This window comes from Pseudoalteromonas sp. SG41-1, assembly GCF_014164575.1.
Taxonomy (GTDB): Bacteria; Pseudomonadota; Gammaproteobacteria; order Enterobacterales; family Alteromonadaceae; genus Pseudoalteromonas; species Pseudoalteromonas rhizosphaerae.
This window is the reverse complement of the sequence record NZ_JACJFL010000075.1, coordinates 1-12780: the sequence shown is the minus strand read 5'-3', so window position 1 is coordinate 12780 and position 12780 is coordinate 1. Positions and strand designations below refer to the sequence as shown.

Annotated in this window: 11 protein-coding genes; 7 read left to right on the top strand and 4 right to left on the bottom strand. The window is 40.2% G+C overall.

Going from position 1 to position 12780, the window contains the following annotated elements; genetic code table 11:
* Positions 1 to 700: 700 nt before the first annotated feature.
* Positions 701 to 2299, top strand: coding sequence for a sensor domain-containing diguanylate cyclase (locus H5203_RS21675; protein ID WP_182820304.1), 1599 nt, complete (start codon positions 701 to 703; stop codon positions 2297 to 2299).
* A 66-nt stretch (positions 2300 to 2365) separates the two neighbouring features.
* Positions 2366 to 3079: a M15 family metallopeptidase gene (locus H5203_RS21670; protein WP_182757842.1), complete on the top strand. Its 714-nt coding sequence runs from the start codon at positions 2366 to 2368 to the stop codon at positions 3077 to 3079.
* Positions 3080 to 3267: 188 nt separating this feature from the next.
* Here the strand turns inward: H5203_RS21670 and H5203_RS21665 are convergent, their stop codons facing one another.
* The gene (locus H5203_RS21665; RefSeq protein WP_145238813.1) at positions 3268 to 5433 is read right to left on the bottom strand and encodes a M3 family metallopeptidase; all 2166 of its coding nucleotides are present in this window, start codon (positions 5431 to 5433) and stop codon (positions 3268 to 3270) included.
* 615 nt (positions 5434 to 6048) lie between these two features.
* On the opposite strand from H5203_RS21665, the gene H5203_RS21660 reads away from it, so the two are divergent.
* Together H5203_RS21660 and H5203_RS21655 are read left to right on the top strand one after the other, a co-directional pair.
* Entirely contained in the window at positions 6049 to 6258 is a 210-nt protein-coding gene (locus H5203_RS21660; RefSeq protein ID WP_058559473.1) for a cold-shock protein, read from the top strand.
* A gap of 146 nt (positions 6259 to 6404) precedes the next feature.
* On the top strand, positions 6405 to 7127 hold the full coding sequence (locus tag H5203_RS21655) for an ABC transporter substrate-binding protein (RefSeq protein ID WP_145238810.1): 723 nt from the start codon (positions 6405 to 6407) through the stop codon (positions 7125 to 7127).
* Between the two features lie 4 nt (positions 7128 to 7131).
* Here H5203_RS21655 and H5203_RS21650 read toward each other — a convergent pair whose 3' ends face one another.
* The 3 genes from H5203_RS21650 to udk form a co-directional block, all read right to left on the bottom strand.
* On the bottom strand, positions 7132 to 7851 hold the full coding sequence (locus H5203_RS21650) for an ABC transporter substrate-binding protein (RefSeq protein ID WP_182731971.1): 720 nt from the start codon (positions 7849 to 7851) through the stop codon (positions 7132 to 7134).
* Positions 7852 to 8044: 193 nt separating this feature from the next.
* Positions 8045 to 9268 (bottom strand): NupC/NupG family nucleoside CNT transporter, encoded by a 1224-nt coding sequence (locus tag H5203_RS21645; RefSeq protein ID WP_182731970.1) that lies wholly within the window; start codon positions 9266 to 9268, stop codon positions 8045 to 8047.
* A gap of 18 nt (positions 9269 to 9286) precedes the next feature.
* The gene (gene udk, locus H5203_RS21640) at positions 9287 to 9916 is read right to left on the bottom strand and encodes a uridine kinase (RefSeq protein WP_145238801.1); all 630 of its coding nucleotides are present in this window, start codon (positions 9914 to 9916) and stop codon (positions 9287 to 9289) included.
* A gap of 191 nt (positions 9917 to 10107) precedes the next feature.
* On the opposite strand from udk, the gene H5203_RS21635 reads away from it, so the two are divergent.
* The 3 genes from H5203_RS21635 to H5203_RS21625 all read left to right on the top strand — a co-directional run bounded on the left by H5203_RS21635 (position 10108) and on the right by H5203_RS21625 (position 12638).
* On the top strand, positions 10108 to 11340 hold the full coding sequence (locus H5203_RS21635) for a phosphopentomutase (RefSeq protein ID WP_182820303.1): 1233 nt from the start codon (positions 10108 to 10110) through the stop codon (positions 11338 to 11340).
* The gene (deoD, locus tag H5203_RS21630) at positions 11340 to 12041 is read left to right on the top strand and encodes a purine-nucleoside phosphorylase (RefSeq protein WP_145238795.1); all 702 of its coding nucleotides are present in this window, start codon (positions 11340 to 11342) and stop codon (positions 12039 to 12041) included. The genes H5203_RS21635 and deoD overlap by 1 nt, the downstream gene beginning before the upstream one ends.
* Positions 12042 to 12293: 252 nt before the next feature.
* A complete protein-coding gene (locus tag H5203_RS21625) occupies positions 12294 to 12638 on the top strand; it encodes a four helix bundle protein (protein ID WP_149980369.1) in 345 nt (114 codons plus the stop codon).
* Positions 12639 to 12780: the final 142 nt, after the last annotated feature.

Genomic DNA, 12780 nt, shown 5'->3' with positions numbered 1-12780 from the left:
ACGCAGTATAAATCGCTTTTAAACCAACCCGTTGGGCGTTTCACAGGCACTTACTCTCATCGTTGTTACTTCTTAAAAGGGACTGCCATTCTTGCAAAGTAACGCCTTGATATTAAGCCCCTGTGCAACGCTGAATTCTGTATCATGAGGTGGTTTGGGTATATAACCAACTTCCTGGGTTATTGACTAGAATCATCGCAGTGATAGTGAACCCTCGCAGTACATCTAAGGCGAGCAAACGATGACTGGGTAATTGTGACAATATATTCTGGCAGTGATGTTTAACCATAACGCTCTTTTATTCGTTGCTTGTCTTTTAATTGTAATAATTTATTCATTTTGAGCAAGGTAAATTTTCTTCGCTTATTTTGTTAAAAGCGCAAACAGATAAATTGATTTTTCTATGGGGAAACAGCAATCGCTTAGCGCAAGCTCAGCAACAAGTTGTTGCATAAGTTCAACTGGCATGTAGTGAAAATTCAAATAATATTACAAGTATTTGAATTTAAAATTTTTATGTCGCGAGAGCCAAGCTGAGCGCGGTCTAAAAATTGCATAGAGATAAATTATTAGCCGTTGGGAACAACAGAAATAAGTACTTTACGAGCTTTTAGCTGGATCGTATGGGAGCTATTTGCTATCATTTATCGTTAGTATAATTGCCAAGGAAATACAAGGCCAGCATAGAGACGTAAGTATTTTGCTAGGCCGTGTTAATATCAATCTTGATTTAAAAAAGTTAATCTTATTTTTAGCTATTTCAGTGACTGTGATCACCTTTCTAAATGGCTTTTATTCCAGCTACCAAGTACAAAAACAGCAGCTACAATCGCAAACCTTAAAAAACCATAATGCGTATGCCGCTAAACTTGTCTCTGCCACTGACCGGTTTCTACTGGCTGCTCAGCAGCAACTCGCTTATTCAGCAAAAATTCTTGCAATCCAATTTAATGATGCAAACACTCTTGCGCAAGAGGCGCAGCGACTTAGGTTGCAAACTGATAGCTTTAACTCAACGGTTGTCGTTGACAAAAATGGTGTGGTATTAGCCCATTCACCATTGAGTCTAAAGCTAAAAGGTCAACTTTTAGAAAGTGATGGTGCAAAACAAGCACTAGCGAATAAAAAGCCAATGATCAGTGAGCCTTATATTTCTGCGGTAGGGAACCTCGTGATAGTTATTTCGCATCCGATATTTAACTCTCAAGGTGAATACCTTGGCTACATAGGAGGGACATTATACCTAAAACAAAAAGGGATTTTACACGACTTACTGCAAGTACATTTTCATAAAGACGGCTCATATATCTATGTTGTTGATAAGAATAGGCGCTTACTTTATCACCCTGATGTTGCTCGGATCGGTGAACAAGTTTTTGGCAATCCAGTGATCGAAGCGGTGCTAAGAGGTGAAAGCGGCACTAGGCAGTTAATTAATAGTCAAAACATTGTCATGCTGGCAGGTTATGCACCATTAAAAAGTGCCTCTTGGGGCATTGTCACACAACGACCATTTGACGCTACATTTGCGCCATTAGACGATTTAATGATGAATGTTTTATATCGAACCCTGCCAGTAGGGTTGGCAACCTTTATATTTATTTGGGTGCTAGCTCGGTTAATTTCAAAGCCGTTAAGGCAACTTGCAGAAACGGCTAAAACACTTGATAACCCGTCAACTTCGCAACAGTTAAGGCAAGTGCGGTCTTGGTATTATGAAAGCTCTGAACTGCGTTTAGCTATGCTAAAAGGAGTCGGCTTATTACAAAACCAGATTGGTCTATTACAGCATGAAGCACAAACAGATCCACTTACGGGCTTACATAACCGACGTAGCCTGGAGCTCATGTTAGATCAATTAACTTTACAGCAAACACCCTTCACTGTGCTTGCTATCGATATTGATTTTTTTAAGCGTGTTAATGATGAGTTTGGCCATGATATTGGTGATATTGTTTTGCAATCGTTGGCTACAATTATTGTTGATGTAACCCGTGAAAATGATTTTGTTGCACGTACGGGGGGAGAAGAGTTTATTGTTATATTACCAAATATTAACGCCAAATCAGCTTATCAACTTGCGGAACGATTACGTATGCGTGTATCAGAAACAATCATCGAACCAGTAGGAAGTATCAACATATCAATAGGTATTTCTGGCTGGCCACTGATGCAATTGAGTGTTGAAGAGATACTCAAACAAGCGGATCAGGCTTTATACAAAGCGAAAAAAACGGGTCGTAATCGGTGTATTATTGATTCTCAGTTTATCCAATCTGAACTTGTCGAGCAGGAATAATTTATTGGCAATGGCTTTTAACTATGCAATATTAATAGCCTGTTTTTAATGTTATAAGCTACTACAATGTTGTTAAATATCAGTTTTAAACTAATGTCACTGCTTGGAGTGTATGCTTTAAGCAGTGCAGCAATTGCCCATGACGCTAACGCTACATATTCCGACCCAGCTCAAAGCTATCGTAGTGAGTTTGTTGATGTTGCAACGTTAATACCGACCGCATTATTTGATATTCGCTATTTTAGTGGGCAAAACTTTGTTGGTAAACCAATCGAAGGTTATAACGCGCCTAAATGCTTATTGCATAAAACGGCAGCTGCAGCGCTGGTAAAAGCACATTCTCAGGCGGAGCAAGCAGGTTATAATTTTAAAATCTATGATTGTTATCGGCCACAACGAGCCGTTGACCACTTTGTGCGTTGGGTTAACGACGCAACTGACACAAAAACCAAAGCTGCGTATTACCCTAATTTAGGAAAAGATCAGTTACTCGGTGATTATATCGCAGCTAAATCAGGGCACAGCCGTGGTTCAACAATTGATTTAACTTTGACTGATAGTCAAGGCAAAGCATTAAATATGGGCTCATTGTTTGATATGTTCGATACCATCTCAAATACCGATGATCCGCGTATTACTCAAGATCAACAAGCAAACAGATATAAGTTAAAAAATATCATGTTGGCCGCTGGATTTTCGCCTTACGCAATGGAGTGGTGGCACTTTACCTATCAGCCACAAGCCTATCCAAATACTTATTTTGATTTTGTGGTGCAGTGAGGGGCTAGCGAGTTAAAAACAGTAAAGTTAGTGAGCTGAACTAAGTACATCTATTCAGCCTACTAATTTATACACTCATAATGAGGCGGTATATAGCCATTGCTAGTTACAGGCGCGAAATTAGTTTCGCGCCTTGATCGTTAAGCAGGAAATAGCTAGTTTCTAACTTTCCCCTCCGTAGCTTGTTTTTACTGAACGGTTGCTTTTAAACCACGGCGTTTTAATAACGCTGAGGTGTCAGGCTCTTGACCGCGGAACGCTTTGAACGACTCCATTAGGTCACGTGAGTTACCAACTTCTAAGATCTCTTTACGGTATTTATCGCCCATTTTACGGGTTAAACCGCCTTGCTCTTGAACGTAAGCAAATGCATCGGCCGCTAAAATTTCACTCCACATGTATGCGTAGTAGCCCGCTGAGTAACCGCCACCCATTGAGTGTGAGAAGAACGCAGACTTATAACGCGGTGGCACAAATGGCACATTTACACCGTGCTTAGTTAGTGCTTGTTGCTCAAATTTCTCAATATCTTGTAACGGGGCATCAGCAGGCAATGAGTGCCATTCCATATCTAAAAGTGCCGCTGCAACGTACTCAAGGGTGTCATAGCCTTGGTTGAAGCTACGTGATTGAATTACTTTAGTCAGTAACTCATCAGGAATTGGCTCACCTGTTTCGTGGTGTTTTGCATAGTTTGCGATAACTTCAGGATACATAGCCCAATCTTCTTCAAACGTTGATGGGAACTCAACGAAGTCACGAGATACTGAAGTACCCGATAAAGTTGGGTATTTCACGTTCGAGAACATACCATGTAGGCCGTGACCCAATTCGTGGAAGATAGTTGTTGTTTCGTCATAGCTGATTAGCGTTGGTTCACCTTTGGCGCCTTTTTGAATGTTCATTACATTCACAACCACAGGCTTTTGTTCTTTTAAGCCAGATTGTTTTACAAACGAGCTCATCCATGCGCCACCACGTTTGCCTTCACGCGCAAAGTAATCAGCAAAGAAAATCGCAAGGCTCTTACCATCAGCATCAAATAGCTCATATGCTTTTACATCTGGGTGATAAACCGGAATATCAGTGCGTGGTTTGAAAGTAATGCCATATAAGCGGTTCATGGTAAAGAATACGCCGTCTTCTAATACACGATTAAACTCAAAGTATTCTTTTACTGCATTTTCGTCTAAGTTGTACTTATCTTTACGTACTTGCTCTGCGTAGAATAGCCAATCCCAAGGCTGTAGCTTAAATTGATCGCCAGACTCATCGATTTTCGCTTGGATCGCAGCAGCTTCAGCATTAACGTTTTGCATCAACGCAGGGATCATGCTGGCAAACATATCAAATACTGCTTCTGGTTTCTTCGCCATTTGTGATTCTAATCCAAACGCAGCCCAACTGTCGTAACCAAGTAGTTTTGCTTTTTGAGCACGTAGCTGAGCTAGTTCAGCCACGATTTCGCGGTTACTATTTTCACCCGATAGCGCACGCTCTGATGATGCACGCCATACTTTTTCACGTAGCTCACGGTTTTTAAGCGCTGCTAAAATTGGTTGGCGCGTTGTATTAGTGATTTTTATCAGATATTTACCTGAGTGACCCGCTTGTGTTGCAGCATTGGCAAGTTGCTCTATTTGGCCTGCTGATAAACCATCAAGCAGCGCTTTATCGTCAACGATAACAACATTGCTGTTAGTCAATGCTAGTAAGTTTTGTGAAAACTGAGTGGTTAAGCTTGAGTGCTTGGTATTGATATCACGAATTTGTTGTTTTTGTTCTGCGTTTAATTTTGCGCCCGCTCTGATAAAGCGTTTGTAGTAAACGTCGAGTAAGCGAGTTTCTTCAGCTGTTAAAGCCAGAGTGTCTGACTCTGCGTGTAATGTTGCTACTTTTTCAAATAATGCTTTATTTAAGAAAATGTTGTCGCTGTGTGCTGCCATTTTTGGCGCTAGCTCTTTTTGTATCTCACGACGCGTTGGGTTTGAGTCACTGCCTGCTAGGTTATAGAAAATGCTACGGGTACGGGTTAATAATTCCCCACTTTCTTCAAGCGCAACAATTGTATTAGCAAAATCAGGCTTAGCAGGATTATTGATAATCGTTTGTACTTCAGCCATTTGCTCAGCCATACCTTGATTAAAAGCCGGCATAAAGTGTTCGTCTTTAATCGCATTGAAATCTGGCGTTTCGTATTGTAAAACGCTTTTCACTAACAGTGGATTAGCTTGCTGTACTTGATCAGCTGTAGCCGTTTGTTCGGCTTTAATGTTGTTTGCTGTTGTTTGGGGCTCAGAACAGGCTGTTAATAATAACGCTGAACTGATCGCGGTTGCTAATAAGTGTTTCATTATTTTTCTCTTATCATTTTTAAAAATTAAATTGTGCCGATATAAGCGCAGTAAGCGCTTTGTAAATCAGCAGGTGCCTGCTGTCATAAAAGTTGAAGTGCACAAAAAATAGCAGCAAAGCGCAATTAAATGGGGCAAATATCACTATGTGCTCAATGGCCCAAGCATACTGCAGATAACTACTAATAATCTCACCTATTGAGATAAGGCGATTATTAGCTGCGATAAGTGGTGAAATCTCACTAAGAATGGAATATATTTTTACTTTTACGCAATTTTTTCAGTGAGTTTTCAAATATGTGATAGATTGCAAAAAATGATGCTGAGCAATCAACTGTAACAAAAAAAGTAACACTCATCCGTGATAGAAAAAATTACTCAACGCGCCTTAAGTATTGGCTAAGGTAAATAAAGACTCGAAAGGGGGTTGACATAACTTATTAACCCTGTATAGTTTGCTGCAGCTAGAAAGAAAGCATGAAAGCTATAAATCTCCATTTCGATGTTGTATAAGTAATACTTGTAGTACCGTCCTGAAGTTTTTAAAGTACCATCTCATTTTTTGCTACACCGCTCACTAGAGCAATTATTTTATTTTTATATCAGGATATTACAATGTCAAACATCGTATCAGGTACAGTTAAGTGGTTCAACGAGTCTAAAGGTTTTGGTTTCATTGAGCAAGAAAATGGCCCAGACGTTTTCGCACATTTCTCAGCAATCAAAAGCGAAGGTTTCAAAACTTTAGCTGAAGGCCAACGTGTAGAGTTCACTCTTTCACAAGGTCAAAAAGGTCCACAAGCAGAGAACATCACTGCTGTATAATTTTACCTTTTAGGTAGAATAAAAAAAAGCAAGCTTAGGCTTGCTTTTTTGTGTTTTAAAATTGACGTAACTTGCTCCCCCTCCTATTCTTTATCTATTATTATTATTCTGTAACGAGATAGATTATCTACCGATTACTTATCCTAGTGTTTAGCCTTGGATTCACTTTTACTTGCGCTGCAAAGCCAATAATTACTATTTTTACTGAACAGTTTCCCCCTTATAATTTTTCGAATAAAGGGCAGCTGCAAGGGATTAATTTAGATATTGTGCGTACGTTGTGTGAGCTTTCACAAGTGGAGTGCAAATTTGAGCTGTTGCCTTGGGCAAGGGCATACGATTTAGTGCAAAAAAATCAGCTCTCAGGGCTAGTATCAACCGCTCGCAGTGCTGAGCGAGAAGATTTATTTTACTGGGTTGGCCCATTGGTTTCTTCACGTACATTTTTTTATCGTCTTCGCGACAACAAACACATTAATCCAACTGATATTACTCAAGTTAGTGCATACACCTTAGGTGTCGTTAGAGGCAATATTTATGAGGGGCTAGTGGAGAGTATTGGTTTCCAACAAGATAAAAACTTATTAAAAGTAGCTCATCACTATGAATATATGAACCTATTTTTTAAAAATAAAATCGATTTAATTCTCGGCTCAGAGTTTGCCTTAGATTACCAACTGCAGCAATTTGGTCATGGTGGTAAAGAAGTCGTCAAACTAGTTGAGCTACCAGTAAATACATTACAGGGTAACTACGTAGTATTTAATAAAGAGATGCCTATTGAAATAGTTGAACGCTTCAATGAGCAGTTAGAAAAACTTAAAGCGGTGGATAACTTTGACGCTTATCGGCATCGTTATGTACAATAGCTAGTTAATGAGCCGTTATTAATTGACGGTATTTTTCAGTACTTTTAACCTTTAAAAAAGCCTGCTGCAGTGCTTTTATAATATCTTCATCAGTATTGATATTTGCAGCTAAGTAACCAGCTACTGCCAGTCCTTCTATGGCATGTACGAACGTCAGTGCGTTAGCATTGATCGCTAGCTGCTCACTCATTGAAGCTAGATAATTAGCATCGTCGACTACCAGATCAACTTTTCTTGCTAGTAGTAACTGATATGACTTTTGGATATCAGTGGTCAGCAATACTTCGAAACCACGTTTTACTAATACTTGCGATGCAAGGTCATGGCGCTGTACGGCAATTTTATATTGCTTAGCTTGCTCTGTATTATCAAAGTTAATATCACTGCGCTCAGAGAGTTTTACAAAGCCCATTTCAAACTGTGCTACTGGCCCTATCCAATGGAATAGTGTCTCGCGATCCGTTGTGCGTGCCATACTGTAAATTAAGGTGTTGCTATTATTAACCGCCATTTTATAAGCACGTGCCCAAGGGTACATGTTGATTGGGGCATTGAGCTTAGCCTCTAAAATAATCATATTTACTAACTCAGTACTATAACCAGTTACCTGATTATTCAGCAAAACTTGATTCGGCGGTGACAACTCGGTCACAACCATTAAGTTTTGATTTGCAGTACTATGGACACTGATACAAAGAAGTAGCAGATTAATAAATAGCCGCATTTATTTTCTCTTTTTGACGATAGAACTTTGAGTATAGCAATAACTAGGAAAAGTATTATGAAAGTAAACAGTGAATTAAAAACGATAAAAGGGCCATAAAGGCCCTTTGTGAAGTATCGTTCAAGTAAGATAAGTCTTTAACCCCTTAAAGGCTTATCCTATTGTTTTGCAACCAAGGCTCATCTCAAAGTTTCTAAGCTAGCGAGAGGAAAAAACCTGCAATTGCGGCGCTCATAAGGTTAGCCATAGATCCTGCTAACACTGCTCTGAGCCCTAAGCGTGCGATATCCTTTCGCCGACTAGGCGCCATACCGCCTAATCCACCTAGTAAAATGGCTATCGATGATAAGTTAGCAAACCCACATAACGCGAATGTGACAATCGCTTGTGTGTGCGCACTTAACGTATCGCGATAATTCATAAAGTCTAAATAAGCAACAAACTCGTTTACTACTAATTTTTGACCAATAAAGCTACCAGCTATAATTGCTTCATTCCACGGTACACCTAGTAACCAGGCAACCGGCGCAAATATATAACCTAAAATTTCTTGTAGTGTTAGGGTTGGATAATCAAACCAACCACCAATACCACCTAATAAACCGTTTAACAGCGCAATTAAAGCTACAAATGCCAGTAACATTGCGCCTACATTCAAGGCTAAATGCATACCGTTTGCTGCACCCGATGCTGCTGCATCAATTACGTTAACAGGCTTGTCTTCGTCAAGCTCTAAATCAGCTAAAGTATCTTTTGGTGTTTCGGTCTCTGGCACAATCATCTTGGCCATTAAGAAACCACCCGGCGCTGCCATAAAGCTGGCTGCAATTAAATATTTAAGCTCTACACCAATAATCACGTAACCGGCCATTACTGAGCCCGCTACCGTTGCTAAGCCACCTACCATTACTGCAAATAACTCTGACTTAGTCATCGTTGCAATGAACGGCTTAACAATCAGTGGCGCTTCAGTTTGACCAACAAAAATGTTTGCGGTTGCTGAAAGCGACTCCGTGCGTGAGGTTTTCAACAGTTTTTGTAAACCACCGCCTAATATTCTAATTATCCAATCCATAATGCCTAAGTGATATAACACAGCAACTAATGCTGAGAAAAACACAATAACTGGCAATACCTGAATAGCAAAAATAAACCCTAACGTATCCTGGTTTGCTAACGGTCCAAATAAAAAGCTGATCCCATCATTAGCAAACCCGATCACTGATGATACGGCTTTTGACATGCCAACTAATGCATTTTTACCTGCGTCTGAAAACAGGACAAAACCACCAATTATAAATTGCAGGGCAAAAGCGATACCGACAGTTCTAAAACTAATTGCTTTGCGATTTGTCGAAGCCGCAAATGCAATGCCTAGCAGCATACACATGCCGACTAAGCTCATAAATGTTGTCATCTTTGCTTATTCCCGTTGTTATTTTTGCAGTAAATATTTTATTTTACTTTTAATTATATCAATCGCAACACGATTCATACCACCACGTGTAACCACTAAATCAGCCTTGTGCTTTGAAGGCTCAATAAACTGATAAAACATCGGTCTCACAGTAGCTTGATATTGTTCAACAACGGACTGTAATGTTCTGCCTCGTTGCTCCATATCACGTTGCATACGGCGCATCAGGCAAATATCAAGCGGTGTATCAATAAACACTTTGATATCAAATTCTTTACGTAGCGCTTTATCACTAAGCAATAAAATCCCTTCAACTATGAGAATTTCTGCTGGCATCACAGTGCGTGTTTTGTCACTGCGAGTATGCTGCGCATAATCATAGGTAGGTACTTCTACCGCTTCGCCATCACGTAACTGTGTTAAATGTTTACACATTAACTCATGTTCAAACGCATCAGGATGGTCGTAATTCGTTTGCGTACGATGATCAAACGGCAAATGCGATTGGTCTTTATAGTACGCATCTTCTTCAATCACGGCGATGGCGCCTGGTTCAAGCTCATTCACCAATTCATTATAAATTGTTTGGCTAAAAAGAGATTTGCCAGACGCAGAAGCGCCAGCAATGGCTATTATTGTTCGTGTCACTAAAGTTCTCATCCACACAGAAGGATACATTGTTGGTAGATCACAATAGCAAAAAAGACACGAATAATCTCTCTTGCTTCGCTTTAAGGTGTGAAATTTATAATGTTTAGGTTTTATGAAACAGGACTTATGTCCTGTACGTTAAAAAGCACAAAAATATAAAGTAGCTACATTGGATAATCGAGGTGAGTATGGCAAGAGCAATTATATTAATGGCAGATAGCCTAGGCATAGGTGCAGCACCAGACGCTGACAAGTTTGGCGACTTGGGCGCAAACACTTTTGCACATTTGCTTAAAGCATACTTTGAAGAAACCGGCGAACGGCTATCACTACCTAACCTATCGTTATTAGGTTTAGTTGATGCATGTGAAGCTGCAGGCAATGAACCGTGCCTTGTTAGCGACCGTCAAACACCGATTGCTGTTTGGGGTTACGCAAAAGAGCTTTCTAGCGGCAAAGATACTCCATCAGGTCATTGGGAAATGGCAGGTGTACCTGTGTTATTCGATTGGGGATATTTCCCTAAAACACAACCGAGTTTTCCACAACAGTTAATTGACGAGCTGATTGCTCGTACCGGTATCCCAGGGATTTTAGGCAACTGCCATGCCTCGGGTACTACGATTTTAGAACAGCTAGGTGAAGAGCACATAAAAACAGGTAAACCAATCTGTTACACCTCAGCTGATAGCGTGTTTCAAATAGCCGCGCATGAACAAACTTTCGGTCTAGAAAAACTTTATCAGGTCTGCGAAATCACACGGGCGCTGCTTGATGAAATGAACATAGGACGAGTGATTGCGCGGCCATTTTTGGGTTCCAATAATCAAGACTTTGCCAGAACGGGCAATCGTCGAGATTATTCAGTGTTACCGCCAGCGCCAACATTGCTAGACAAACTAGCAGATGACGGTGGTGAAGTGATTAGCATAGGGAAGATATCTGACATCTATGCGCATCAAGGTATTACCCAAAAACACAAAGCCCCAGGCTTACAAAACTTGTTAGCAAAAACCACTGAGGTAATGGCATCAGCGCCAGATCACAGTTTGATATTTACTAATTTAGTTGATTTTGATGAAAAATTTGGTCATCGCCGCGACCCTGTTGGGTATGCAAAAGCGCTTAAACAGTTGGACGATTACTTACCAACGATACTTAAGCAGCTTAAAGCCGACGACGTACTAATTATTACGGCGGATCACGGTTGTGATCCAACATTCCCGGGCAGTGAGCACACCCGCGAATATGTGCCTGTACTTGCTTATCAGGTAGGGCTTGAAAATACCCCGCTTGGTGAACGTGCTAGTTTTGCAGATATAGGTCAAACACTTGCCCAGTGGTTTAACTTACCTGCACTTGAATATGGCGATGGCTTTATTGATAAGCTTAACGCGCTAAAAGTAAAAGGAAACGAATAATGAGTACTCCACATATTGACGCAAATAATGGCGATTTTGCACAAACGGTATTAATGCCGGGTGATCCATTACGTGCGCAATACATTGCTGAAAATTTTCTTGATGATGCTGTAAAAGTAACCGGCGTTCGTAACATGTATGGTTTTACTGGCACTTATAAAGGTAAACCAGTAAGCATTATGGGTTCTGGTATGGGCATTCCATCAATGTCGATTTATGCCCGCGAACTAATCGTCAGCTACGGTGTTAAAAACCTTATTCGTATCGGCACTTGCGGCGGTATTGGTAGCGACATTAAAATTCGTGACGTTATTTTTGCACAAGGCGCAAGCACAGATTCAAATGTAAACCGTGCACGTGTACGTGGTTATGATTTCTCAGCAATTGCTGATTTTGATTTACTATTAAACGGCGTTAATGCAGCAAAAGAGCTAGGTATTAAAGCGAAAGTGGGTAACGTATTTACCACCGATACCTTTTATCAAGCCGATAACAGCTTTTATCAAGAACTTGATAAACTAGGCATGTTAGCGGTAGATATGGAAACAGCCGGTTTATATGGCGTTGCTGCTGAATATGGTGCAAAAGCCATGGCATTATTTACCGTGAGTGACCACGTGATCACCGGTGAAGCAACCCCAAGTGAAGAGCGTCAAAGCACCTTCAATGAAATGGTTAAAATTGCCTTAGAGTCAATCTAAGCGTAATAAACAAAAAGTTCCTTGGTAACGTATTCGCAGTATTTTGGAGACACGCCCAAAATAATGTGAGACTAACCTCCAAAGCCGCCTAGTTAAACTAAGCGGCTTTTTTTATGGGGAAAAGCTAGCGAGGGTAAAGCTAGCGAGGGTAAAGTTAGCAAGGGTAAAGTTAGCTAGGGTAAAGTTGTACCTTTAATGTTGTTTTTTGATTTTTTGTACTATAAATATATAAAACACTGAATAATTGATATTATGAATTTTGAGCGACTAGACGTATGGAAACGATCAGCGGCACTATCAGTAGCTGTATTTAAACACTTTAAATCAAGTCATGAGCGAGGTTTAAAAGATCAAATAACCCGTTCTAGCTTGTCAATATCATCGAATATAGCGGAAGGCTATGAAAGAATGTCTTCGAAAGATTGTGTTCGTTTTTTGTATTACGCCAAAGGCAGTTGTGGTGAATTGAGGTCTCAACTTTATATATCTATGGAAATAGGAGAAATCGATTCGAATACGGCATTTCAGTGGATCAATGAAACAACCGAATTATCTAAAATGCTGGGCGGATTAATTAAAGTGATAAGTAAAAGCTGAGCTGTCAGGGAGGGGGAGCTAGCGAGGGTAAAGTTAGTGGGAGTAAAGAGACGAAGTACTTGACTACCGCGTTTAAAAATTCATTCTGATAAAACTCGCAAACTCGCAAACTCGCACTTTTTATCAGACATAAGCAAACTCG

What these genes read in the sequence shown, in the direction of transcription:
- H5203_RS21670 (WP_182757842.1), top strand. Translation starts at nt 2,366, where the DNA reads ATGTTGTTAAATATCAGTTTTAAACTAATGTCACTGCTTGGAGTGTAT.
- H5203_RS21665 (WP_145238813.1), bottom strand. Translation starts at nt 5,433, where the DNA reads ATGAAACACTTATTAGCAACCGCGATCAGTTCAGCGTTATTATTAACA.
- H5203_RS21660 (WP_058559473.1), top strand. Translation starts at nt 6,049, where the DNA reads ATGTCAAACATCGTATCAGGTACAGTTAAGTGGTTCAACGAGTCTAAA.
- H5203_RS21650 (WP_182731971.1), bottom strand. Translation starts at nt 7,851, where the DNA reads ATGCGGCTATTTATTAATCTGCTACTTCTTTGTATCAGTGTCCATAGT.
- H5203_RS21645 (WP_182731970.1), bottom strand. Translation starts at nt 9,268, where the DNA reads ATGACAACATTTATGAGCTTAGTCGGCATGTGTATGCTGCTAGGCATT.
- H5203_RS21635 (WP_182820303.1), top strand. Translation starts at nt 10,108, where the DNA reads ATGGCAAGAGCAATTATATTAATGGCAGATAGCCTAGGCATAGGTGCA.
- deoD (WP_145238795.1), top strand. Translation starts at nt 11,340, where the DNA reads ATGAGTACTCCACATATTGACGCAAATAATGGCGATTTTGCACAAACG.
- H5203_RS21625 (WP_149980369.1), top strand. Translation starts at nt 12,294, where the DNA reads ATGAATTTTGAGCGACTAGACGTATGGAAACGATCAGCGGCACTATCA.